22 protein-coding genes are annotated in these 22004 nt (G+C 60.6%); 11 read left to right on the top strand and 11 right to left on the bottom strand.

Annotated features, from left to right (window positions below; genetic code table 11):
- Positions 1-178 precede the first annotated feature (178 nt).
- From hflK (JJN09_RS19980) to cfaB, 5 genes are all read left to right on the top strand, one after another.
- Entirely contained in the window at positions 179-2137 is a 1959-nt protein-coding gene (gene hflK / locus JJN09_RS19980; RefSeq protein ID WP_249483229.1) for a protease modulator HflK, read from the top strand.
- Positions 2134-3177, top strand: coding sequence for a protease modulator HflC (hflC, locus tag JJN09_RS19975; protein WP_249483227.1), 1044 nt, complete (start codon positions 2134-2136; stop codon positions 3175-3177). The genes hflK (JJN09_RS19980) and hflC overlap by 4 nt, the downstream gene beginning before the upstream one ends.
- Positions 3174-4232: a protease modulator HflK gene (hflK, locus tag JJN09_RS19970; RefSeq protein ID WP_249483225.1), complete on the top strand. Its 1059-nt coding sequence runs from the start codon at positions 3174-3176 to the stop codon at positions 4230-4232. Before hflC ends, hflK (JJN09_RS19970) begins: the two co-directional genes overlap by 4 nt.
- The gene (locus tag JJN09_RS19965; RefSeq protein ID WP_249483224.1) at positions 4229-6136 is read left to right on the top strand and encodes a heavy metal translocating P-type ATPase; all 1908 of its coding nucleotides are present in this window, start codon (positions 4229-4231) and stop codon (positions 6134-6136) included. The genes hflK (JJN09_RS19970) and JJN09_RS19965 overlap by 4 nt, the downstream gene beginning before the upstream one ends.
- 176 nt (positions 6137-6312) lie before the next feature.
- Positions 6313-7497 (top strand): C17 cyclopropane fatty acid synthase CfaB, encoded by a 1185-nt coding sequence (gene cfaB / locus JJN09_RS19960; protein ID WP_249483222.1) that lies wholly within the window; start codon positions 6313-6315, stop codon positions 7495-7497.
- Between the two features lies 1 nt (position 7498).
- Here the strand turns inward: cfaB and cls are convergent, their stop codons facing one another.
- Positions 7499-8938, bottom strand: coding sequence for a cardiolipin synthase (cls, locus tag JJN09_RS19955; protein ID WP_249483220.1), 1440 nt, complete (start codon positions 8936-8938; stop codon positions 7499-7501).
- Between the two features lie 146 nt (positions 8939-9084).
- On the opposite strand from cls, the gene JJN09_RS19950 reads away from it, so the two are divergent.
- Positions 9085-9603: a DUF3617 domain-containing protein gene (locus JJN09_RS19950; protein ID WP_249483218.1), complete on the top strand. Its 519-nt coding sequence runs from the start codon at positions 9085-9087 to the stop codon at positions 9601-9603.
- A gap of 40 nt (positions 9604-9643) precedes the next feature.
- On the opposite strand, the gene JJN09_RS19945 is transcribed toward JJN09_RS19950, so the two are convergent.
- From JJN09_RS19945 to folE2, 6 genes are read right to left on the bottom strand one after another with little or no spacing between them, the layout of a single operon-like run.
- On the bottom strand, positions 9644-10981 hold the full coding sequence (locus JJN09_RS19945) for a dihydroorotase (protein WP_249483216.1): 1338 nt from the start codon (positions 10979-10981) through the stop codon (positions 9644-9646).
- A gap of 4 nt (positions 10982-10985) precedes the next feature.
- Positions 10986-11546: a DapH/DapD/GlmU-related protein gene (locus JJN09_RS19940; RefSeq protein ID WP_249483214.1), complete on the bottom strand. Its 561-nt coding sequence runs from the start codon at positions 11544-11546 to the stop codon at positions 10986-10988.
- Positions 11543-12418 carry a metal ABC transporter substrate-binding protein gene (locus JJN09_RS19935; protein ID WP_249483213.1) on the bottom strand — a complete coding sequence of 292 codons (876 nt, stop codon included), beginning with the start codon at positions 12416-12418 and terminating at the stop codon, positions 11543-11545. The genes JJN09_RS19940 and JJN09_RS19935 overlap by 4 nt, the downstream gene beginning before the upstream one ends.
- Before the next feature lie 11 nt (positions 12419-12429).
- A complete protein-coding gene (locus JJN09_RS19930) occupies positions 12430-13296 on the bottom strand; it encodes a metal ABC transporter permease (protein WP_249483211.1) in 867 nt (288 codons plus the stop codon).
- The gene (locus tag JJN09_RS19925) at positions 13296-13964 is read right to left on the bottom strand and encodes a metal ABC transporter ATP-binding protein (protein ID WP_249483210.1); all 669 of its coding nucleotides are present in this window, start codon (positions 13962-13964) and stop codon (positions 13296-13298) included. The genes JJN09_RS19930 and JJN09_RS19925 overlap by 1 nt, the downstream gene beginning before the upstream one ends.
- Positions 13961-14857, bottom strand: a complete 897-nt coding sequence (folE2, locus tag JJN09_RS19920; protein ID WP_249483208.1) for a GTP cyclohydrolase FolE2 — start codon at positions 14855-14857, stop codon at positions 13961-13963. The genes JJN09_RS19925 and folE2 overlap by 4 nt, the downstream gene beginning before the upstream one ends.
- An 84-nt stretch (positions 14858-14941) precedes the next feature.
- Between folE2 and JJN09_RS19915 the strand changes: the two genes are divergently transcribed.
- Positions 14942-16141, top strand: coding sequence for an N-acetylmuramoyl-L-alanine amidase (locus JJN09_RS19915; protein ID WP_249483206.1), 1200 nt, complete (start codon positions 14942-14944; stop codon positions 16139-16141).
- Here the strand turns inward: JJN09_RS19915 and JJN09_RS19910 are convergent.
- The gene (locus JJN09_RS19910) at positions 16138-16512 is read right to left on the bottom strand and encodes a glutamine synthetase (protein ID WP_249483204.1); all 375 of its coding nucleotides are present in this window, start codon (positions 16510-16512) and stop codon (positions 16138-16140) included. The genes JJN09_RS19915 and JJN09_RS19910 overlap by 4 nt on opposite strands.
- Before the next feature lie 224 nt (positions 16513-16736).
- Here JJN09_RS19910 and zigA point away from each other — a divergent pair, with 224 nt between their 5' ends.
- Positions 16737-17942: a zinc metallochaperone GTPase ZigA gene (zigA, locus tag JJN09_RS19905; protein WP_249483202.1), complete on the top strand. Its 1206-nt coding sequence runs from the start codon at positions 16737-16739 to the stop codon at positions 17940-17942.
- Positions 17942-18592 carry a DUF1826 domain-containing protein gene (locus JJN09_RS19900; protein ID WP_249483200.1) on the top strand — a complete coding sequence of 217 codons (651 nt, stop codon included), beginning with the start codon at positions 17942-17944 and terminating at the stop codon, positions 18590-18592. Before zigA ends, JJN09_RS19900 begins: the two co-directional genes overlap by 1 nt.
- Before the next feature lie 4 nt (positions 18593-18596).
- Here the strand turns inward: JJN09_RS19900 and JJN09_RS19895 are convergent, their stop codons facing one another.
- Complete coding sequence (locus JJN09_RS19895; RefSeq protein WP_249483199.1) at positions 18597-18953, bottom strand: NADH:ubiquinone oxidoreductase; 357 nt, start codon at positions 18951-18953, stop codon at positions 18597-18599.
- Between the two features lie 25 nt (positions 18954-18978).
- On the opposite strand from JJN09_RS19895, the gene JJN09_RS19890 reads away from it, so the two are divergent.
- Positions 18979-19950, top strand: a complete 972-nt coding sequence (locus tag JJN09_RS19890; protein WP_249483197.1) for a GTP-binding protein — start codon at positions 18979-18981, stop codon at positions 19948-19950.
- A gap of 1 nt (position 19951) precedes the next feature.
- On the opposite strand, the gene JJN09_RS19885 is transcribed toward JJN09_RS19890, so the two are convergent.
- A complete protein-coding gene (locus JJN09_RS19885; protein WP_249483195.1) occupies positions 19952-20365 on the bottom strand; it encodes a DUF3301 domain-containing protein in 414 nt (137 codons plus the stop codon).
- Between the two features lie 116 nt (positions 20366-20481).
- Here JJN09_RS19885 and pdxY point away from each other — a divergent pair, with 116 nt between their 5' ends.
- Positions 20482-21354, top strand: a complete 873-nt coding sequence (pdxY, locus tag JJN09_RS19880; RefSeq protein ID WP_249483193.1) for a pyridoxal kinase PdxY — start codon at positions 20482-20484, stop codon at positions 21352-21354.
- A gap of 117 nt (positions 21355-21471) precedes the next feature.
- Here the strand turns inward: pdxY and JJN09_RS19875 are convergent, their stop codons facing one another.
- On the bottom strand, positions 21472-21954 hold the full coding sequence (locus tag JJN09_RS19875; RefSeq protein ID WP_003229693.1) for an acyl-CoA thioesterase: 483 nt from the start codon (positions 21952-21954) through the stop codon (positions 21472-21474).
- Between the last annotated feature and the right edge of the window lie 50 nt (positions 21955-22004).

The following is a 22004-nucleotide window of genomic DNA, read 5'->3' as shown; positions in this document are numbered from 1 at the left end:
TGAAGGATGCGGATCGCTAAAAATTACGTACGTAATATGTGCGTTTCCGGACATTTCGGTCAAGGCTTCAGGAACGCGACAGGTTGTGCATCTTTGAATGTGAAATTGAGTACAAATATTTCACGGATTTCGTTATATCGTAACGAGTTATGCAGTGAGCCAAGGTTTTTGGGGGGTTATGCAAGTAGATCTGGACGTTGATGGCACGCAAGTGACCGGTTTGCCGCGCTTTCAGCAGGCGGCGGCACAGGGTCGCCGATTGCGCCGGTTGGCCATCGGCCTTTGCGGGTTGGCCGTGGCCGGAGTGGTGCTGGCGTTTTTTGTTGGCCTGTTCGCCTCGCAATCGCTGTGGCCGGCGCTGTTGGTCAATCAGAGCGCGGCGTTGCTGGTGCTGGTCGCCGGGCTGCAATCGGCGTGGTGGGTGACCGATTGGCGAGCGCGGGTGATCAACCCGGTGGTGCCGGTGCCTGCTGTCGACGAGCCGCCCGCGCCGGACGGCTGGTACGAGCGGCTGCTGGACCGGTTAAGCCGCCGCAGCCTGCATGTGCTGGGGCAGATCGGCGCGGCGACATTGTGGCTGGGCGGGCTGGCGCTGTTGGTGTTGCTTGGCATCGAGCAGGTGTGGAATCTCACGCTGCAACCGACTGCCGTGGGTTTGTCCGCCTCCGTCAGCGCGGCGATTGCGCTGCTGCTGGCGTTCGGTCTGCTGGTGCTGGAGCGGCAACTGGCTCAGGAAAATCCGGCGCAATGGCCCGAGGCGGGTGCGCTGGCGCAGCTGACGCGCGTGACCATCATCAGTCTGGTGTTGGGTGCGCTGTGCTTGCTATTTGCCAGCGAGAATTCGGTCTGGCCTGTGCGTTTGGCTGTGTTGATCGGCATCCTGCCGGGGCTGGTCGCGCTGGAGTTGTTGCTGCGTGCCGTGCTGTCGCTGTTCAGTCCGCGCCGCGAACAACTTGAACCGGTACTGCTGGCCCGCAGTTTCGTCGCCGATCTGCTGCGCTGGCCGCCGCAACCGTTGCTCGCCTTACAGCACGAATTGCACAACCGCTTCGGTATCGACCTGCGGCAGATCTGGGCCTTCAGCTACATGCGCCGCGCGTTCTTGCCGGTGCTGGTGCTGGTGGCAGCCGTCGGCTGGTTGCTCACGGGCATTCACGAAATCCCGCTGCAAAGCCGTGGCATCTACGAGCGCTTCGGCAAACCGGTGCAGGTGTTCGGCCCCGGTTTGCATGCCGGCCTGCCTTGGCCGCTGGGCCGGGTGTTGAGCGTGGAGAATGGCGTGGTGCACGAACTGGCGACCAGCGTCGGCGAAAACCCGGCGCCGGTTCAGCCGGATCCGGCGGAAGGTCCGGCTCCGATTACCGCTAATCGTCTTTGGGATGCCAGCCACGTCAACGATAAATCCCAGGTCATCGCCAGCAGCCGTGGCGAGCAACAGAGCTTCCAGATCGTCAACATGGACGTGCGTTTCGTCTATCGCATCGGCCTCAGCGATCAGGCGGCGTTGGCCGCGACCTACAACAGTGCGGATGTTCCGACGCTGATCCGCAGCACCGCGAGCCGGATTCTGGTACACGATTTTGCATCGCGCACTCTCGACGGTTTGCTGGGTCAGGACAGGGTAGGGCTGGCCGACGAGATCGGCCGCGCCGTGCAAAGCGATCTGCAGAAACTCGACAGCGGCGTAGAAATTCTCGCCACTGTGGTCGAGGCAATTCACCCACCAGCCGGCGCGGCCAACGCGTATCACAGCGTGCAAGCAGCGCAGATTGGAGCTCAGGCGTTGATCTCCCGTGAGCGTGGCGCGGCGGCCGAAGCGAGCAATCAGGCGCAGTTGCAGGCGAGCCTCGCGCGCGATCAGGCCAGTGCCAATGCCCACGAAACCAGCTCGACCGCCCGCGCAGCGGATCTGAAATTCAGCGCCGAGCAAAAAGCCTACACCAGCGCCGGCCAGGCCTTCGTGCTGGAGCAGTATCTCAGCCAGCTCAGTCAGGGATTGGGCAAAGTCAAACTGTTGGTGCTCGACCATCGTCTGGGCGGCAGCAGCAACGCGCCGACCATCGACCTGCGCACGTTCACGCTGCCGGCTGACCCGACGCCGGCGCGCACCACCGCTCAACCAGGAGCCACCCATTGAGCCAGTCGCATACACACGATCACGATGACCACAGCGGTCACGACCATGCTCATGGCGGCCATCACCATCACGGGCATCATCACCACCATCATGGCGCGCCGGAAGAGGCGGGGCCTTTCCCGTGGAGGCGTATGGGCTGGGCGGTGTTGCTGGTGGCGTTTGCCATCGCAGCGGCAAGTCTGGTGCAGGTGCGCTCCGGAGAAGCCACGGTGATTACCCGCTTCGGCAATCCATCCCGGGTGTTGCTGGATCCGGGTCTGAGCTGGCGTTGGCCGGCGCCGTTCGAAGCGACGATCCCGGTGGATCTGCGTTTGCGCACCACATCGAGTGGTTTGCAGGACGTCGGTACCCGCGATGGTTTGCGCATCATTGTGCAAGCGTATGTCGCGTGGCAGGTGCAGGGCGATGCGGACAACGTTCAGCGCTTCATGCGCGCGGTGCAGAATCAACCGGATGAAGCGGCGCGGCAGATTCGCACCTTTGTAGGCTCTGCACTGGAGACCACCGCCAGCAGTTTCGACCTGGCCAATCTGGTCAACACCGATGCCAATCAGGTGCACATTGCCGATTTTGAAGCGCAGCTGCGTCAGCAGATCGATCAGCAATTGCTCGCCACTTACGGCGTGCGCGTGGTGCAAGTGGGTATCGAGCGTTTGACCTTGCCGTCGGTGACACTCACTGCGACGGTTGACCGGATGCGCGCCGAGCGTGAAACCATCGCTACCGAACGCACGGCAATCGGCAAGCGCGAAGCGGCGCAGATTCGTTCCGGCGCCGAGCGTGATGCGCGAATCGTCCAGGCTGACGCGACAGTGAAAGCGGCCGAAATCGAGGCGCAATCGAGGGTCGAAGCGGCGCAGATTTATGGCCGCGCTTATGCCGGATCGCCGCAGCTGTACAACTTGCTGCGCTCGTTGGACACCCTTGGCACCATCGTTACGCCGGATACCAAATTGATCCTGCGCACCGATGCCGCGCCATTCCGTGTGTTGGTGGACGGTCCGCCGAATATGGACAGCAAGACCGGAACGCAGCCATGAGTGAAGTTCCACGTGGAACAAATTCGTTGAACAGTCCGTGGATTCAGGCGGGACGTCTGGCGTTTTTTGCCCTTTACGCGGTGACGGTGCTGGCCGCGTTAGCCTGGGCATTTTCCAATGTTCGGCAGATCGATCCGCAGAATCGCGCAGTGGTCATGCATTTTGGAGCACTGGATCGCATCCAGAATGCCGGGTTGTTATTGGCTTGGCCGCAGCCGTTCGAACAGGTTGTTTTGCTGCCGGCGGCAGATCGGGTCATCGAGCGTCGAGTGGAAAATCTGCTGCGCAGTCCGGCTGCAATACAGGCGGATCGCGTCGCGACATTCGCCACACCGCTGAGCGATGCTTTGGCCGGTTCCGGTTATTTGCTCACCGGTGATGCCGGTGTCGTGCAGCTGGATGTGCGGGTTTTTTACAAGGTCACCGATCCTTATGATTTTGTGCTGCAAGGCGATCATGTGCTGCCGGCACTGGATCGACTGGTGACCCGCAGCGCGGTGGCACTGACGGCGGCGCGAGATCTGGACACCATTCTGGTGGCGAGACCGGAACTGATCGGCGCCGACAATCAAGCCGCCGAACGACGTGAACGCCTGCGCGGCGATCTGGTGCAAGGCATCAATCGGCGACTGGCCGAATTGAGGGCGAGCGGGCAGGGCATCGGTATCGAAGTGGCGCGGGTCGATGTGCAATCGAGTCTGCCCGAGCCGGCGGTCGGTGCTTTCAACGCCGTGCTGACCGCCAGCCAGCAGGCCGACAAAGCGGTGGCCAATGCTCGCACCGACGCTGAGAAAATCACGCAGACCGCCAACGAACTGGCCGACCGCACCTTGCAGGTCGCCCACGCTCAGGCCGGTGAGCGCCTGGCAAAAGCCTCCGCCGATACCGCGACCGTCATGAGTCTGGCCCAGGCCCGACAGCAGGGCACCGACCCGCAAATGCTGCTGCGCCTGTACCGCGAACGGATACCGAAGATTCTCGGCCAGGCCGGTTCGGTTACCACGGTCGATCCGAAAGACGATTCCCGCCTGATCATTCAGGGAGCCAGTAAATGACCGCCACTACCGCCGCACCGAGTCTGTTGTCCTCGGCCGAGCAACGTCGCGCTGCGCGCCAGTTGACCCTGGCGATGCTTGCCCTCGGCTTGCTCGGGCTGGGTTTGATCTGGCGCTGGTTGATGCCGGAGCAAACCGGCGTCAGTCAGTTGCTGCTCGGTGTTGCTTCTTTGCTGGTCGCGGTGCCGGTGATGCGTTCGGCGTGGTACAGCCTGCGTTATCCGAGCCTGCACGGCATCACCGACCAATTGATCGCACTGGCGATGCTTGGTGCCTGGGCTACCGGGGATCTGCTGACCGCCGCGCTGCTGCCTATCATCATGATCTTCGGCCATGTGCTGGAGGAGCGCAGCGTGATTGGCTCGCAGGAGGCGATTCACGCGTTGGGTCAGCTCACTCGCAGTCATGCACGAAAAATCCAAGCGGATGGCACGGTCATCGAAGTCGATAACGGCACGCTCAAGGCCGGCGACACTGTTGAGGTCCGGGCCGGCGATCGGGTGCCGGCGGATGGTCGGGTGTTGTCCGGCCAGGCCAGCCTCGACACAGCGTCGATCACCGGTGAGTCAGTGCCGGTGGAGGCGGGCGTCGGAATGACCGTGTTCGGCGGGGCGATCAACCTCGATGGTTTGCTGCGTATCGAAGTAACCCGCACTGGCGATGAATCGACCTTGGGCAAAGTCATTGCCTTGATGCAGAACGCCGAGCGCTCGAAGCCGCCGATCACCCGTCTACTGGAACGTTACGCCGGCAGTTACATGGTGCTGGTGTTGCTGCTGGCGGCGGTGACCTGGTTTGTCACCAACGATGCGCAGGCGATGTTGGCGGTGCTGGTTGCTGCGTGTCCTTGTGCGTTGGTGTTGTCGGCACCGGCCACGGCGATTGCCGGCGTGGCGGTCGCGGCGCGGCACGGGATTCTGATCCGCAGTTCGGCTTTCCTTGAAGAGTTGGCTGACCTCACGTCCCTGGTGGTCGACAAGACCGGCACGCTCACGTACGGCACATTGCGTTTGCAATCGATCAACAGCGCGCAGGCGGATCACGATTCAGTGATGGCGCTGGCTGCCAGCCTTGGTGCTGCCAGCAGCCACCCGGTCAGCCGCGCATTGGCCGGACTGGTACACGCGGACAACGTGCTGATGCTTACCGACATTCACGAACGCCAAGGTCTGGGAGTGGTCGCCAAGACGGAGCAGGGTGAAGCGGCACTCGGTCGCCCGGAGCTGTTTGCGCAACTCGGCATTTCGACCACTTCGATTCCCGAGCACGACGGCCCGATTGCCGGCCTGGCGTTGAACGGAGAATTTCTCGCCTGGCTGTTGCTGGCCGACAGCGTCAAACCGGAAGCGCGATTCGCCTTGAGCGAACTGCGCGAGTTGGGCCTCGGTCGGCAACTGTTGCTGACCGGCGACCGTCAGAGCGTGGCGCAAACCCTGGCCCGGGATGTCGGCCTGCATGAAGTCGAAGCTCAGGCGCTGCCCGAAGACAAACTCAATCGAGTGCTGAAGGAAATCGACAACGGTTTCCGGCCGATGGTGGTGGGCGACGGCATCAACGATTCACTGGCACTCAAGGCCGGTGTGGTAGGTGTTGCGATGGGGGCGGGCGGTGCGGATATCGCATTGGCGTCCGCCGACATCGTGCTGATCGGCAGCGACCTGCGCCGACTCGGCACTTGTGTGCGCTTGAGTCGCCAATGCCGGCGCACGTTGCAGGTAAACGTGATCATTGGTCTGGGCTGGACGCTGGCCATCGTCGTGTTCGCTGCGTTCGGCTGGCTGGGCGCGGCAGGGGCGATGATCGCGGCATTGCTGCACAACCTCAGCACATTGCTGGTGTTGGGCAATGCCGGCCGCTTGTTGCGATTCCAGGAGCCGCTACTGAAGCTGAACGAGCAGAACTGATCATTTTTCGAACTGCGCGTCGCGCTTGCAGTCCTTTGAGAAGGCGCACTGAAGCAGGGAGATCGGTGCCGTTCAGCCACGTTGGCTGATAGGTGGCGACTATCGAATCGATAGCCTGCTAATTTTCAAGGATGGTCTACCCTCAGATCAGACGTCTGAAACCAGGGGGATATTCCATGCTCGCGCAACTTCCACCGGCCTTACAGAATCTGCAGCTACCGCTTCGCCTGCGACTCTGGGACGGCCATGAATTCAATCTGGGCCCGACGCCCAGCGTTACCATCGTGGTCAAGGACCCGTCGATGGTGTCCCAGTTTACCCATCCAAGTCTGGACGCGCTGGGGGCGGCGTTCGTCGAGGGCAGGCTCGAACTGGAAGGCTCGATCAGCGAGGTCATCCGGGTCTGCGATGAGTTGAGCACAGCGTTGCTGGGTGACGCGGACAGTCAGCCGGTACGCACCGTGCACGACAAGGAAACCGACGCCAAAGCCATTTCCTATCACTACGACCTGTCCAATGCGTTCTACCAGCTATGGCTGGACAGCGACATGGCGTACTCCTGCGCCTATTTCGAAACCGGCAGCGAAACCCTGGAGCAGGCCCAGCAGGCCAAGTTCCGGCATCTGTGTCGCAAGCTGCGCCTGCAACCGGGCGACTATTTGCTGGATGTCGGTTGCGGTTGGGGCGGTTTGGCGCGTTACGCCGCCCGTGAGTTCGGTGCCAAAGTCTTTGGTATCACCCTGAGCAAGGAACAACTGGCGCTGGCTCGGGAACGCGTCAAAGCCGAAGGCCTGGAAGACCAGATCGAACTGCAACTGCTCGACTACCGCGATCTGCCGCAAGACGGACGTTTCGACAAAGTGGTGAGTGTCGGCATGTTCGAGCACGTCGGTCACGCCAACCTGGCCGAGTACTGCAAAACCCTGTTCGGCGCGGTGAAAGAGGGCGGTCTGGTGATGAACCACGGGATCACCGCCAAGCACACCGATGGCCGTCCAGTGGGACGCGGTGCCGGCGACTTTATCGAGAAGTACGTATTCCCCAACGGCGAGCTGCCGCACCTGGCAATGATCTCGGCCGAGATCAGCGAGGCGGGTCTGGAGATCGTCGATGTCGAAAGCCTGCGTCTGCACTATGCACGCACGCTGGATCACTGGAGCGAACGGCTGGAGGACAACCTCGAAGCTGCCGGCAAACTGGTGCCGGATCAGGCCCTGCGCATCTGGCGACTTTACCTGGCCGGTTGCGCCTATGCGTTTGCCCGGGGCTGGATCAATTTGCACCAGATTCTCGCGGTGAAGGCCCACGCCGATGGTAGCCATGAACTGCCGTGGACCCGCGACGACATTTATAACCCTTGAGTCAGAGAATCGGCGAAATCAGCCGGGCGATCCGCATACCAAGTTGTTGCAGGCGGTGGATCTCCCGACCTTCTTCCTTGGCGATTTCGTAGGCCTGGGCGAAGTCTTCGCTGAGCATCTGTTCCACGTGGCCGGCGAATTCGCTGTCGACCGTCAGCAGCATCACTTCGAAATTCAACCGAAACGAACGGTTGTCCAGGTTGGCGCTGCCGATGGCGCTGATTTCGCTGTCGACCAACACCACTTTTTGATGCAGGAAACCCGGTTTGTAGCGGAATACGCGCACCCCGGCGCGTACCGCTTCGAACGCGTAAAGGCTCGAGGCGGCATAAACGATGCGGTGATCGGGGCGCGACGGCAGCAGCAATCGCACATCGACACCGCGCAGAACGGCGAGGCGCAATGCGGCGAACACTGCTTCGTCGGGGATGAAGTAGGGGCTGGTGATCCACACGCGTTCAGTCGCGGCATGGATGGCTTCGACGAAGAATAGCGAACAGGTTTCGTAGGCATCCGCTGGGCCGCTGGCCAGCAATTGGCAGAGCACGCCGTCGTCCGGGTAAACGTCCGGCAGGATCAGCGGCGGCAGCGTACGCGCGGCCCAGAACCAGTCCTCGGCAAATGACTCCTGCATGCACGCGACCACCGGGCCACGCACCTGAACATGGGTGTCGCGCCAAGGCGCCAGGGGTGGTTTTTCGCCCATGTATTCGTCGCCGACGTTGTGCCCGCCGACGAAGCCGATCATTCCGTCGACCACGACGATCTTGCGGTGATTGCGGAAATTCACCTGGAAGCGATTGAGCCAGCCGCTGCGCGTGGCGAACGCCTTAACCTCGACACCGCCATCGCGCAGGGTTTGCACGTAACTGTGGGGCAAGGCATGGCTGCCGATGCGGTCGTACAGCAGGTGAATCGCGACGCCTTCCGCGGCTTTCTTCAGCAGCAGTTCGTGCAGGCGCTGGCCCAGGCGATCATCGTGAATGATGAAAAACTGAATCAGCACGGCTTCCCGTGCCTGGTCGATTGCGTGGAAAATCGCTTCGAAGGTGGCGGTGCCGTTGATCAGCAATTTCACTTCATTGTTGGCCAGGCACGGCATGCGTCCCAGCTTCGGCATCGCCCGTAATGAGTCGTAGGCGTTCGAGGCCCGAGCGGTCAGGGCTTCTTCTACCCAGGGTCGCCAGTTCAGTTCGGAAACGGCCTGACGCATCTGTTCGTTGGCCTGGCGCCGGGCCTTGATATAACCGTCGAAGGTGCTGCGACCGAACACCAGGTAGGGAATGAGGGTGAGATAGGGAATGAAGATCAGCGACAGCGCCCAGGCGATCGAGCCTTGTGCGGTACGGACGGTCAACACCGCATGGATGGCGGCAATCGTGCCCAGGCTATGTATCAGCGCGATCAGATAACCGAAGATGTGCGGTCCAAAATAATCCATGGGGCAACCTTGCTCCTGAAGATTCAATGCTTAACAGACCATGTTCCTTTGCGGTTGTCGCTATTTTCTTTTTAGCCATGAAAGCAGGCCATGAACCGAAACAAGCGGCCGGCGTCTAACGGCCACTACTGATCAGGAGTTTTTCAATGAACGTTCGTCTGCTGGGTTTGGCGCTGGGTCTGGGGTTGGCCTTGCCGTTGGTGGCTCAGGCGCAAATGCTGCAGCCGGGGTTGTGGGAAATGACGTCGAGCAATGTGAAAGTCGATGATCAGGCCATGGACGTACAATCGATCCTCGGTCAGTTGCAGGGGCAGATGACCCCGCAACAACGGGCGGCGCTGGAGAAGCAGGGGATCAACATCGGTGGCAAAGGCATTCGGGCCTGCCTGACCCCGCAACAAGTGGCGACCAACGATATTCCGCTGGCAGACCCGCAGTCGGGCTGCAAACAGCAGATCACCGAGCGCAACGGCAACCAGTGGAAATTCCGCTTCAGTTGCCCGCGAGCCTCGGGCACCGGTGTGGCGACGTTCGTCAGCGATCGTGAGTTCACCACCATCGCCAACGGCACGTTCAATGCCATCGGCATCAACCAGAAGGGCAGTCTGGAAACCCGCGCCGTGTGGTTGGGTCAGGACTGCGGCACCGTCAAACCAAGAGCCTGAAAATCGAACCGCCCCCACAACAGTGTGGGGGCGGTTTTTTCTAGCGCATGAACCGCAACGGCAATCCCTGACACCCGTCATGCAGCCGATTGTCGTGCCACGCAACCTGTCCCGACACCAGCGTCGTACTCACCCGATGTCGAAAGCTGCGACGGGCAAACGGCGTCCACCCGCACTGCGACAGGATCGGTTGTCGTGATACCGCGACACCTTCTGGTTCTGGCTGAACCAATACCAGATCCGCCCAATAGCCTTCCCTCAGATAACCGCGATCCGGAATGGCAAACAGGTCTGCCACTCGGTGGCTGGTCTTCGCCACCAGCGTGGTGATCGGCAGCACGCCATCCGCTACCAGTTCCAACAACGCCGGCAATGCATGTTGTACCAGTGGCAGGCCGGACGGCGCCTGGGCATACGACAGCTGTTTCTCTGCCCAGGTATGCGGGGCGTGATCGCTGCCGATCACGTCCAGTCGATTGCTCAACAAGGCCAGACGCAGGGCATCGCGATCAGCCTGGATTTTGATCGCCGGGTTGCATTTGATCTGGTTGCCGAAGTCCGAGTAGTCGCGATCATCGAACAGCAGGTGATGCAGGCAGACCTCCGCCGTGATGCGTTTGTGTGCCAGAGGTTTGTCCTCGAACAGCTCCAGCTCTCGGGCGGTGGTCAGGTGCAGCACGTGCAGACGAGTGCCATGGCGTTTGGCGAGTTCCACCGCCAGCGAAGAGGAGCGATAACAGGCGTCGGCATTGCGGATCAGCGCATGAATGTTGGACGGAATATGTTCGCCGAACTGCTCGCGCAATCTGGCGGTGTTAGCCTCGATGCTCGGCGTGTGTTCGCAATGGGCCAGCAGGATCGTCGGCACCTCGGCGAACAATCGCTCCAGCGTCTTGGGGTCATCGACCAGCATGTTGCCGGTCGACGCACCCATGAACACTTTGACCCCGGCCACCTCACTGGGATTGAGCGCCGCGACGGTGTCCAGGTTGTCGTGACTGACGCCGAAGTGAAAGCCGTAGTTGGCCACCGAGTTGATCGCCGCCCGACGCTTCTTGTCAGCCAGCGCTTCGAGGGTGAGGGTGGCCGGGTTGGTGTTGGGCATGTCCATGAAACTGGTAATGCCACCGGCCACGGCTGCGCGGGATTCGGTGTAGATGCTGCCTTTGGTTGGCGAGCCCGGTTCACGGAAATGCACTTGGTCGTCGATCATTCCCGGTAGCAGCCATTGGCCGTTGGCGTCGATTTCCAGCGTGGCGTTTTCACCTTCGATGCTGCGAGCGATCTTGACGATGCGACCGTGGCTGACCAGCAGATCGGCGTCAAACTCACGCCCTTCATTCATCAGACGCGCATTGCGAATCAGCACACTGTTCATGGGATCAGAACTCGTTCTGCAGGGCTTTGTAGCCGCGCACCAGATCGACGTTGGTGCGCGCCACGTCTTCGGAAAACTCCGAAGCGCTGACGCTCACCGGCGGGAATTGCGAGAGGTCGGTGTTCGGGCCGATGCGGGTGGTGGAGGGCACGTAGAATGCGTCCGGCAGATCCCGGCCGTCGACCACCGAGTTGTGCCGCACCACGCAACCGTCGCCGACCACACAATTGAACAGCACACTGTTGAAGCCGATGAACACCCGGTCGCCGACCTTGCATGGCCCATGCACGATCGAGCGGTGGGCGATGGAGCTGAACTCGCCGATGGTCACCGCCGCGCCGGATTTGGAGTGAATCACCACGCCATCCTGGATGTTCGAATTGGCGCCGATGGTGATCGGTTCCATCTCGCCCGAGGCGTCCACTTCGTCGGCGCGAATGACCGCGTAGGGGCCGACGAACACGTTTTCGCCGATCACTACTTTGCCGCAGATGATCGCGGTTTTATCGACGTAGGCAGACTCGGCAATTTGCGGCAGATCGCCGGAAGGATTTTTGCGGATCATGGTTGGCTCAGGGCGTCGTAAAGGGTGTTGAGGTTGTATTCGAACAGGCCGGTGAACGTGCTGGCCGGACCCGATGCGGCGAGGGCGTCGGAGTACAGCGTGCCGCCGATGTGCGCACCGCTTTCCTCGGCGATCTGTTTGAGCAGGCGGGCGTCCTTGATGTTTTCCATGAACACCGCTTTGACCTTGGCCTGACGGATCTGGGTGATCAGTGCGGCGACTTCGGCGGCGGAAGGTTCGCGCTCGGTGGACAGACCTTGCGGTGCCATGAAGTCGATACCATAGGCCTGACCGAGATAACCGAAGGCGTCGTGGCTGGTGACGATCTTGCGGTTGCCCGGCGGCAGCGAACCGAGCTTGGCCTTGGCTTCGGCGAGCAGGGCGTAGATCTGTTTCAGGTAGGCCTTGCTGTTGCGTTCGTAGTCGGCTTTGTTCGCCGGGTCGGCGGTGATCAGCGCCTTGGTGATGTTGGCGACATACAGCTCGGTGTTGGCCAGGTTGTGCCAGGCGTGCGGGTCGGGAACGGTTTCGCCATCTTCATCCAGAGAGCGGGGGATCACACCGTGGCTGGCACTGATGACGGTGGCTTTGGTGTCGGTGCTGGTCACCAGTCGATCGAGCCAAGGCTCGAAGCCCAGCCCGTTTTTCACGATCAGTTTTGCTTTCAGAAGTGCCTTGGCATCGTCCGGCGTCGGTTCGTAGGTGTGGGCATCGGCGTCGGGGCCGACCATGTTGGTGATCTGGATATGCTCGCCACCGACCTGATGCACCATGTCGGCAAGGATGCTGAAACTGGTGACCACCGGCAGTTTCTCCGCCGCCGACAATGACATCGACAGCATCAGGCTGAACAACACAAGTAGAGCGCGCATCGGGAAACACCTCATTGGGATGTGAGCAAGGGCGGGCGGCGCAACAGGCCGTGAACCGGCCCGAGCACGACGGACAACAGGTAACCGACGCCCGCGACCAGCACAATGGCTGGACCGCTGGGCAGCGAGTAGTAGAACGACAACAACAGACCGAGCCATACCGACAGGCAACCAATAACGGCGGCGATGGCGATCAGGATAGGCAGGCGTCGGCTCCAGAAACGTGAAGCGGCGGCGGGCAGCATCATCAGTCCGACCACCATCAGCGCGCCGATGGCCTGGAAACCGATGACCAGGTTAAGCACCACCAGCGTCAGGAACACGCCGTGGGCAATCGGGCCGAGTCGGCTGACGGTGCGTAGAAACAGTGGATCGAGAGTGTCGAGCAGAAGCGGGCGGTAGATCAGCGCCATAGCCATCAGACTCAGCAGCGAAACGCCCAACATGCCGTTAAGGGTTGGTCCGTCGACGGCCAGTGCCGAGCCGAACAACAAGTGCAGCAGATCGAGCCGTTTACCGGCGATGCCCAGAATCAAAACGCCGCTAGCCAAAGAGATCGGGTAAATCGCCGCGAGACTGGCGTCCTCGCGCAGGCCGGTTCGGCGGGTGATCCATGCGGCGAGTCCAGCCATGCTCAGACCCGCGCCGAGGCCACCAAGGGTCAGTGCGGGAAGACTCAGGCCGGCAAACCAGAAGCCGAGCGCGGCACCGGGAAGGATGCCGTGGGCGACGGCGTCGCCGATCAGGCTCATGCGCCGCAGGATCAGAAACACGCCCAATGGCGCGGTGCTGCATGCCAACAGCAAGCCGCCGAGCAGTGCCCGGCGCATGAACACGAACTCAAGAAACGGTTGCCAGAAATGCGCGGCGCTGAGCATCAAGCCACCTGCACGTTGGGTGTTTGCTGGATCAGTTCGACACTGGGGCCGAACACGCAGCCGCTGTGTTTGATCAGCAGCGTTTGTGGAATGTGTTGGCGGACGGCGGCGAGGTCGTGGCCCACCATGACCAGTGTCCGGCCTTGCTCATGCCAGGTATGCAGGTGTTGCCAGAGCAATGCCTGGCCAAGCTCATCGAGGGCGGCATGGGGTTCGTCGAGCAGCAGCAAAGGCGTGTCGGCCAGACTCAGGCGAGCGAGCAGGGCGCGTTGCAGTTCACCGCCGGAGAGGGCCATTAACGGGCGCTGTTCGAGGCCACTCAAGTGCCAATCCTCAAGTGCCTGGGTGAGGCGTTGTGCGCGCAGTTGGGTTGATAGTCGGCGCCCCCAGAAGCCAGCGGCTACCAGTTCCTGAAGACTGATCGGGAATTGGCGGTCCAGGTGCTGTTGCTGGGGGAGGAATGACAAACCGCTTTGGCGAGGGACACCCAATGCGACGGCGCCGGCCAAGGGTCTCTGCAGTCCGGCGATGACTTTCAGCAGGCTGCTTTTACCGCTGCCGTTTACGCCGATGATGGCGGTCAGGCTGCCGCGTTCCAGCTGAAGGCTCAGCGGTGGGGTGAGTGGCTGGCCGGGTGATCCCCAGCTCACGGACTGGAAGCGAATCATGCGGTCTCCCGGCGCCAGTGACTTTCTGCGACCGCATCGTGGGCGTGAAGGCTTTCGGCATGGATCACGCGCAGGTGGAATTCGCGGATGCCGGGTGAGCGACGCAGCGCCAGATTCAGGCGGCGAGCGGCGTCTTCGCAGAACATCAGGTTCTGACCATTGGCAAGGGCGAAGGCTTGTTCGTCGGCGCGTTTTACGGCGGTTTGCACAGCGGTGCCGAGTGCGGCTTCGGCGTCGTTGATGGTCGAGGTCAGCGGCAAACCATCGACGAATTCATCCAGGTGCAGATGCAGTTGCGCGGTGCTGCGTTGGCTGTGAGGTGTTGCGACGATCCCTTGAGTCGAACCCAGCCAGGCCAGAACCTCAGCATGCTGCAACGGCTTGTTGGCGAAATCATCGACGAATTGCTGTTGGATCAACTGCCTCGCCAGAGCGGCAGAACAGGGGCAAGTCGATGAGTAGGCCACTTCGATTTTCAGTTCCACGTGGAACACTGTGTTTTTCAGAGTGGCCGCAATGGTCACCGGGTAGGTTTTCCATCCCGCCAACGGGCTGACCAGTGCGGGCCTTCTGAGCAGCAAATCCGTATGGATATTCAAATAGGCGCTGTTGGCCAGGCCATCATGGCTATCGAGAAAACGCTGCAAAACCTGGTGCAGAAGTGCGGGAGTGAGGTTTTGTTGTTCCAGTATTTCCAGCGCCAGATACAACCGTGACATGTGAATGCCACGGGCTTCGCCGTCATCCAGGCTGACACCGGCGTCGGCTTTTGCTGCCATGCGTTGGCCCTCGATAAAGACAGGTAGAGCTATTCCACGCATCCCCACCCAATCAAGCGGCAAAGCTTGGCGGGCAACTTGCGCGGCGATATCCGGCAGCGTCAGCGCATTCATGTTCAGTACCATCGTGTTGATTGAATTTGATGTTACATTATAACAATTCAAATCACGATGCCTTTTTCATGAACGGGCTTTCATATGCACAGACGCCATTTGCTTAACCTGATGTTGGCCAGCGCCGCCTTGGCTTTTCCTTTCAGCGTCAGCGCCACACAAATTCGAAATGCACGCCTCTGGCGCTCAGATGACAAGCTTCGATTGGTCTTCGATTTGAGTGGGCCGGTGAGCTACAAGACGTTCATGCTGAGTGCGCCGGATCGTCTGATCATTGACTTGAGTGGTGCCAGCTTGAGTGGAGATTTCAGTCAACTGGCGCTCAGCGAAACGGTTATTCGCAGCATCCGCTCAGGACATTTTGGCAAGGGCGATACCCGAATCGTTCTGGATTTGAGTGGCCCGGTTCGGCTCAATACCTTCCTGCTGGCGCCTCAGGATGGGCAGGGGCATCGACTTGTTCTGGATCTTTTGAACGATTCAAAAGTGGCAACGCCTAGCGTTCCACGTGAAACACCCGGGAAAACCAATCATCCGAAACGAGACATTATTGTCGTGGTCGACCCTGGTCACGGCGGCAAAGATCCTGGCGCAGTGGGTGCAAAAGGCGAGCGTGAGAAAGACGTTGTGCTCTCGATTTCACAGCTGCTCGCACGTCGCTTGAGGCGGGAAAAGGGCTTCGATGTGAAGCTCGTGCGCAACGACGATTTCTTCGTGCCGCTGCGCAAGCGCGTTGATATTGCCCGTCAACACAAGGCTGATATGTTCATTTCGGTGCACGCGGATGCCGCTCCACGTCTGACCGCTTCGGGCGCCTCGGTGTATTGCCTGTCTGAAGGTGGCGCGACGTCGGCCACCGCGCGTTTCATGGCTCAGCGGGAAAATGGCGCGGATCTGCTCGGTGCAACCAGCCTGCTGAATCTGAAGGATAAGGATCCGATGCTCGCCGGGGTCATCCTCGACATGTCGATGAACGCCACCATCGCCGCCAGTTTGCAGTTAGGCAGCACGGTGCTGGGGAGTCTGGCGGGCATCACCACGCTGCATCAAAAGCGTGTGGAACAAGCAGGATTTGCGGTGCTGAAGTCACCCGATGTGCCGTCGATTCTGGTGGAAACCGGGTTCATTTCCAACGCGCGGGACAGTCAGCGGCTGGTCACGGCACGCCATCAGCAAGCGGTTGCTGACGGATTGTTTGAAGGGTTGCAGCGTTATTTCCAGAAAAACCCACCGGCCGACAGCTATATCGCCTGGCAGCAGGAGCAGCAACAAGCGCGTGTCTAGCAGCCTGTAAGTCGGCTGCAGATGAACTTCCCGGTGCTTCCGCCGGAGCTGGAGAAGCGGTTGATCGTCGTCCAGCCCACCCGGCGGTTGTAGCCAACCCAGGCTTCGCCGTCGGAAGCGATTCCTGTGAAGAACGTCAGCTGCCCGTAAATGCTGTTGGTTTGCGCCCAATAACGCTGGCCAATTTTTTCGAAGCCCCGCAAGTAAATCGTCTTGCCGGCGGTGTTGACGCTATAGGCATTGCCATTGGCATCGACACACGCCAGCAGGTTCGCGCTGCGCGTACAGGTGGCGAGCCCAGGGATCTGTGCCCACGTATCGAACGTCAGCAAAACCAGACCAAAGAGTGAGCATTTCAGCGCAGTTTTCATGAGATGGCTCGACGGCGAAGTGTTTCCAGCTTCCAGCTCTTTGTCATTTCCGGCAAGAAGAAAGTGGATCTTTAATATTGTTATACTATAACATAAATTCAATCGGGCTTTCCGTGGCTCCTGTTTTCAAGCGTCTGCTTCTCTGACGGTCTCGTCGAAGCCCAAGAACGCCTGCCGCCGAGAGCGTTTCCTGCGTTTAGCTACCGTTTGATGAGGTTTACCCCATGTCTTCCCCGCTTCCCGTGACCGTTTTATCCGGCTTTCTTGGCGCCGGAAAAAGTACACTTTTGAATTACGTACTACGTAACAGAGACGATCTTCGTGTGGCGGTGATCGTCAATGATATGAGCGAAATCAACATTGATGGCAGCGAAGTTCAGCGTGATGTCGACCTGAACCGCGCAGAAGAAAAACTCGTAGAAATGAGCAACGGCTGTATCTGCTGTACGTTACGCGAAGACCTTCTGGAGGAGGTCGCCAAACTGGCGCGGGAAGGTCGCTTCGATTATCTGCTGATCGAATCCACCGGCATTTCCGAGCCACTGCCGATTGCCGAGACCTTCACCTTCCGCGACGAGCAGGGCCAAAGCCTCGCGGACATCGCTCGCCTCGACACCATGGTCACTGTAGTCGACGGCCTGAATTTCCTGCCTGATTTCCAGGCTGCCGAAAGCCTGGCCTCCCGTGGCGAAATTCTTGGAGAAGAAGATGAGCGTTCGATCACCGATCTGTTGATCGAACAGATCGAGTTCGCCGACGTTCTGTTGATCAGCAAGATCGATCTGATCAGCAGCAGCGAACGGGATGAGCTGATGGCGATCCTCAAGCGGCTGAACGCAAATGCCGAGATCCTCCCGATGGTGATGGGCGAAGTGCCGCTGGAGAAGATCCTCAACACCCACCGCTTCGACTTCGACAGGGCTGCAACGGCCCCGGGCTGGCTTCAGGAATTACGCGGTGAACATGTGCCGGAAACCGAGGAATACGGCATCGCGTCCACGGCTTACCGCGCGCGTCGACCCTTTCACCCTCAGCGTTTTTTCGACTTCATCGATCGGCCTTGGCTGAACGGCAAGTTGCTGCGCTCCAAAGGTTTCTTCTGGCTTGCGAGCAAGCCCACGGATGCCGGCAGTTGGTCGCAGGCCGGCGGCTTGATGCGCCACGGTTTCGCCGGGCGCTGGTGGCGTTTCGTGCCGAAGAATCAGTGGCCACAGGATCAGGAAAGCACCGCTGCGATCATGGAAAGCTGGACCGCCAGCGTAGGAGACTGCCGCCAAGAGCTGGTGTTTATCGGTCAGAACATCGATTTCGCACAACTCATGTCAGCCCTGGACGACTGTCTGCTGAACGATGCGGAGATGGCCCTCGGTGTCGAAGGCTGGCGATTGCTGGCCGATCCGTTCGGCCCCTGGCATGACGAGGCCGCGTGATGCTTGCCCTCAAACCGCTGCAAAGCAGAACGCGTCAGCAAGTCCTCGGCCCGACCCCGCAAGCGCTGGCGAGCATTCTGGAAGATGAAATCAACCTAGCTGTCTGGCAGCGGCAGCTTCCGCTGCATGTCGCCGATTTTGCGAAGTTATTGCTGTCGCTGGATGAGCCCTACGCCGAAGCGCTGAGTCTCGAATTACACGACGAAGACACCGAGCCAGACCTGACCGGCCTGGCCAGCGGATTCCGCGATCTGGAAGGCTACGAAGGCTTTATCTCCGACCTGAAATGGCTGGTCAGCGCCTTCGCCTGCCTGCTCGGTGCACGGAGGATCGGCCTACGCTTGCGTGTGCTGGACAAGGCGATGTGCCCGCGTTTTCACGTCGATCATGTGCCTGTCCGGCTGATCACCACCTACGCCGGCGTTGGCAGCGAGTGGCTGAAGGAAGGGGAAATGGATCGCCAGCAACTGGGAAAACCACTCGCCGAACCGCAGGAAAAGTCGCAGATTCAGCAATTGGTCAGCGGCGAAGTGGCGCTGCTCAAAGGGGAGAAGTGGCACGGCAACGAAGGTTTCGGCCTGATCCATCGTTCTCCGCAACCGGCTTCGGGTGAACGGCGTCTGATGCTGACCCTCGACTGGCTGGGCTGACGCCTCACGGTTTGAGCCAGTTGCCCTGGCTCTGGCTTTCGCAGTACGGCTTCAAATAGGCCGCATCGGTGGCCACGCCGTAATAGTGGATATCCTGGCGATAAGGCATATTGGCGACTTGCGCATTGCTGCATACGCCAAAAGCCCCGGTTGGGCACTGATCGACGTATTGCACGTCGACTTTTTGCCCCGCCAGCGTGGGTTGGCAGAAGCCGTCATTGAACAGTTTCTCCGGGATGTTGCGGTTCTGCTGGCAGACCTTCACGTCGAGGCGTTCCGCCTGGCTGTGCACCACACAAGCCTGGGCCAGCGCCTCGCCCGACACCAATGCCAACAGCAACGACCATCCCATCCACCGCATTCCCGACCTCCAGAAAACCTTGATCATGTTGCAGAACATTCCCACCCACGTCATCGCAGGCCCCTTGGGCGCCGGCAAGACCAGCCTGATCCGCCAGCTCATGGCGCAGCGACCGGCCGGTGAGCGCTGGGCGGTACTGATCAACGAGTTCGGCCAGATCGGCCTCGACGCTGCGCTGTTGACCCGGGACGCCGATGGTATCGCACTGGGCGAAGTGGCCGGGGGGTGTTTGTGTTGCGTGAACGGTGCGCCGTTTCAGATCGGGTTGGGACGATTGCTGCGCAAGGCTCAGCCGGATCGCCTGTTCATTGAACCCTCCGGTCTGGGGCATCCGGCGCAGTTGCTGCAACAACTGAGCGAGGTGCCATGGCAAGGCGTTCTCGCCGTTCAGCCCTGCGTTCTGGTGCTGGACGCCCTGGCACTGGCGGCGGGCAAGACACTACCGCCGGCTCAACGGGAGGCGATCCCGAATGCCGGCCTGCTGGTGTTGAACAAAGCGGAAAACCTCGATGAACCCATGCGGGAGCAGATCGCCCGTCAGTTGCCGTCCGTCAGGCTGATCTGGACGCAACAGGCGTCATTGCCCCTGAGCGAGTTGCCGGGTGTGGCGGCAAAAGCGCAAGAGGGTGTGGATAAGTTGATCGTGCCCAAGGGGCTGGCGCAGATGCCGGCCGTCTGGAACGATCCGGCTTTGCCGATTTGCCTGAGTCAGGTGCAAGAGAGCGGCTGGAGCATCGGCTGGCGCTGGCACCCAAGCCAGGCATTTGATGTGATTCGCATCACTCAGTGGCTGGAATTCCTGCAATGGCGCCGGGCGAAGCTGGTTATCCACAGCCAGGATGGCTGGCAATCAGCCAATGCCCTGGATAACGCCAAACTGGACTGGCAGCCCAGCGAGTGGCGCAAGGATTCACGGATCGAACTGATTTTCGACCAGCCGCAGGCGATCGATAAGTTGCAGGCGGGATTGGCCGGCTGTCGGATTCACGTTACCTAGTTCAAGGCTTCCACTTGGTGTGTTCCTGGCGCCACTGGCTGAGCTCGATGACCTGCGCCGTCGGCTTGACCACTTCCACTACCGGCGGGGTGTCGTCGAACGGTGCCGGGTAAGGCGCCAGTTCGATTTGCGCGCTGTGGGGGCCGAACTGGGTGATGGTGCCGTTGTGACGGGTTTCGCCGGTCACGGTGAATTCGAAGTTGTAGACCCGGGCCAGACGCCGACGCCCGCTGGCATCCTTGATGAAGCCGATCTTCTTCAGCGCCACGTTGCCGTCGAGCAGTTCGACGCCGACATTGACGCAATGCTGCTTGACCCGTTCCAGCGCCCGTTCACGCAGGCCGTGGTTGTGCCATAGCCAGGCGCCAGCAACGGCGAACAGCATCAGCACGAAAATGTTTTCCAGGGTCAACATCAACAAAAACTCCAAAAGTTGGCACCAGCTTAACTGCGTCGCCGGTCTGTCGTACAGGCTGTGTTTCGTCGCATACTGCGCGGCTTGAATTTCAATCGTTTTACGGAAAAACCCGAATGAAACGTACGCCTCATCTGCTCGCCATCCAGTCCCATGTGGTGTTCGGCCACGCCGGCAACAGCGCTGCGGTTTTTCCGATGCAGCGGGTCGGGGTCAATGTCTGGCCGCTCAACACCGTGCAGTTCTCCAACCACACTCAATACGGCCAGTGGGCCGGGGAAGTGCTGGCACCGCAGCGGATCCCGGAACTGGTTGAAGGCATCGCCGCCATCGGTGAGTTGGGCAATTGCGACGCAGTACTGTCCGGTTATCTCGGCAGTGCGGCGCAGGGCCGGGCGATTCTCAGTGGCGTGGCGCGGATCAAATCGGTCAATCCCAAGGCGTTGTACCTGTGCGACCCGGTGATGGGCCATCCGGAGAAGGGTTGCAGCGTACCGGCTGAAGTCAGTGACTTCCTGCTCGACGAAGCCGCAGCGGTGGCGGACTTCATGTGCCCGAACCAGCTGGAGCTGGACAGTTTCTCCGGGCGCAAGCCGCAGTCGTTGTTCGATTGCCTGGCGATGGCAAGGGCGCTGCTGGCGCGAGGGCCGAAAGCGGTGCTGGTCAAACATCTGGATTACCCGGGGAAACCGGCGGATGGCTTTGAAATGCTGCTGGTGACGGTCGAGGGCAGTTGGCACCTGCGGCGCCCGCTGCTGGCGTTTCCGCGTCAGCCGGTCGGTGTAGGCGATCTGACGTCCGGTCTGTTTTTGGCGCGGGTGCTGCTCGGCGACAGTCTGGTGGCGGCGTTTGAATTCACCGCGGCAGCCGTGCATGAAGTTCTGCTGGAAACCCAGGCCTGCGCCAGCTATGAGTTGCAACTGGTGCGGGCGCAAGACCGGATTGCGCATCCTCGGGTGAAATTCGAGGCCACGCCGATCAGTCTGTAAGACCGCGTTGCCCCCATTCGCGAGCAAGCCCGCTCCCACAGAGGGAGCGCATTCCAAATGTGGGAGCGGGCTTGCTCGCGAAAGCTATCTACAGAGCGCCTTGGATCGAAGGGCTGATCAGGCGTCGCCCTTGATTTCCTGATAGCGCTTTTCCAGCTCCTGGCGAATCTGCCGGCGCTGCTGGGCCTGCATGTAGCGGCGTTTGTCTTCGCTGTTCTGCGGTTGCAGCGGTGGCACGGCGGCCGGTTTACGCTGATCGTCCACCGCAACCATGGTGAAGAAGCAGCTGTTGGTGTGGCGCACCGAGCGCTCGCGGATGTTCTCGGTCACCACTTTGATGCCGACTTCCATCGAGGTGTTGCCGGTGTAGTTGACCGACGCCAGGAAGGTCACCAGTTCGCCGACATGGATCGGCTCGCGGAAAATCACCTGATCCACCGACAGGGTCACCACGTAGCGGCCGGCGTAGCGACTCGCGCAGGCGTAGGCCACTTCGTCGAGGTATTTGAGCAGGGTGCCGCCGTGGACATTGCCAGAGAAGTTGGCCATGTCGGGGGTCATCAGTACCGTCATCGACAGTTGGGCGTTTCCGGGTTCCATAACGTTCTCACGGGTCAAGGCAGGGTTGCTGGAAGAAGCACCTCTGCGGG

The sequence above is a fragment of the Pseudomonas sp. HS6 genome (genome assembly GCF_023375815.1).
GTDB lineage: Bacteria > Pseudomonadota > Gammaproteobacteria > Pseudomonadales > Pseudomonadaceae > Aquipseudomonas.
This window is presented reverse-complemented; position numbering and strand designations above follow the sequence as displayed.